Genomic DNA, 2,051 nt, shown 5'->3' with positions numbered 1-2,051 from the left:
CCTTTTCCTTTGGAACAAGGTGTGGCATGGCGCGCTCAATGTCTGACATGAAACCTCATCTCCTGCCCGAATGGGCCCCTCATGCTGCTCTCTGGGTTGGCTGGCCGCGTCTTCTTGAAGAGTGGGGCGGCAACCTTGAAGGTCCACGCAAAGATATCTCCGGATTCATCCGCGCCGCATCGGACTATGTGCCGATCCGGGTCGCGGTAGGGTCAGATGAAGCCGAGGCAACGGCGGGTGCAGCCGTAGGTGATTGCGCTGAGGTCTGCCGAATTCCGACCGGTGACATCTGGATGCGCGACACCGGGCCAATCATTACAGGAACGGGCGATGCGCGCCGCGCGCAGGCCTTCCGCTTCAATGGCTGGGGCGGAAAATACCTGATGCCAGGCGACACGGAAACGGCGACGGCCATTGCGCAGCACGAAGGCATTCCGGTTTCGCAGCACGCGATGGTTCTGGAAGGCGGGGGCATTGATGCGGACGGCACAGGCCGCCTGCTGACAACCGGACAATGCCTGCTCAATCCAAACCGAAATCCGGGTATGGATCAGGCCGAGATCGAGATGGCGATTGCCGAGGCGCTCGGCGTACTGGAATTCATTTGGCTCGGCGACGGCTTGCTCAATGACCATACAGATGGCCATGTCGACAATATCGCCCGTTTCATCGCGCCGGGACATGCGATCTGCCAGCATCCATCGGGCGCAGACGACCCGAATGCTGATACGCTGCAGGAGATTGAAACAACGCTCCGCAGGGCTGGGCTCGAGGTTACCACCATTCCCTCACCCGGGCTTGTGAAGGACGAGGATGGAAATCCGATTCCGGCAAGCCATATGAATTTCACAATCACGAACGGCGCGGTCCTCGTGCCCGTTTACGAAGACCGTTACAGCCTTGTGGCGCAGGCCGAACTGAGCGCTCTGTTCGAAGGTCGCAAGGTGATCGGCCTGCCGGCACGCAATATTCTCAATGGCGGGGGCAGCTTCCACTGCATGACCCGCGAAATTCCAGCTTGATTTCCAGGAGCGAGCCATGCCCCGTACCCTAACGCTTGCCTGCATCCAGTTTACGCCATCAGACGATGTGCAGGACAATATCGACCGCGTGGCGGAGCGTGTGCGCGAGGCCGCAGAGCAGGGGGCCGACGTTGTGCTGCCGCCGGAACTCTTCACGGGGTACTATTTCTGCAAGACACAGGAAGAAGAGCATTTCGCGCGCGCCTATCCCTGGCGCGAGCATCCGGCTGTCGAGCAACTGTCGGCGCTGGCCGAGGAACTTGGCGTCGTCATCCCCGTCTCAATCTATGAGAAGGACGGTCCGCTCTATTACAATTCTCTGGTCATGATCGACGCGGATGGGTCGCCTCTGGGCGTATATCGCAAGAGCCACATTCCGGACGGGCCGGGCTATCAGGAAAAATACTATTTCCGCCCAGGCGATACCGGGTTTCGCGTATGGGACACAATGAAAGGCCGGATTGGTGTGGGAATCTGCTGGGACCAATGGTTCCCGGAAGCTGCGCGCGCCATGGCGCTAATGGGCGCGGATGCGTTGCTGTACCCCACAGCGATTGGCGCTGAGCCGCAGGATGCGGGCCTTGATACGGCCGCCCGCTGGCGCCGCGCGATGCAGGGCCATGCTGTCTCGAACACCATCCCGGTCGTCGCGGCAAACCGTGTGGGCGACGAGGAAGGGCAGGTCTTCTACGGAACCAGCTTCATCGCGGACCCAACCGGCGAGATCGTGATTGATTTCGGTCGTACCGAACAGGGCGTGCTGGTGGCAGAATTCGATCTGGATGAAATTGAACGCGAACGGGCCGCCTGGGGGTTTTTCCGGGATCGGCGGACCGACCTCTACAATATTCTCACCTAATTTCGACGAAGCGGCGGGTCATTGCGGACAAAGCGGGTCTCTTCCCGTTTTTCAGGCTTGGGCGCTTTCAGGTCGGCCACGTGAATGATGCCGGAATCCGAGGCGTAGTCTGCGGCGAGGCTGGTGAGAACCGTGTCGAATTCGTCGAAACTGGCGCGCCGATCCAGATT

The 2,051-nt window shown here is 60.2% G+C and carries 2 protein-coding genes; both read left to right on the top strand.

Translation table 11 applies throughout. The features are described from left to right. Positions 1 to 26: 26 nt before the first annotated feature. Positions 27 to 1,022, top strand: a complete 996-nt coding sequence (locus tag B4F73_RS14105; RefSeq protein WP_290483603.1) for an agmatine deiminase family protein — start codon at positions 27 to 29, stop codon at positions 1,020 to 1,022. A gap of 16 nt (positions 1,023 to 1,038) precedes the next feature. Then, positions 1,039 to 1,881, top strand: coding sequence for an N-carbamoylputrescine amidase (gene aguB, locus B4F73_RS14100; RefSeq protein WP_206991327.1), 843 nt, complete (start codon positions 1,039 to 1,041; stop codon positions 1,879 to 1,881). Positions 1,882 to 2,051: the final 170 nt, after the last annotated feature.

Origin of the sequence: Hyphomonas sp. UBA3601 (assembly GCF_002375605.1) — a bacterium.
GTDB lineage: Bacteria > Pseudomonadota > Alphaproteobacteria > Caulobacterales > Hyphomonadaceae > Hyphomonas.
This window is presented reverse-complemented; position numbering and strand designations above follow the sequence as displayed.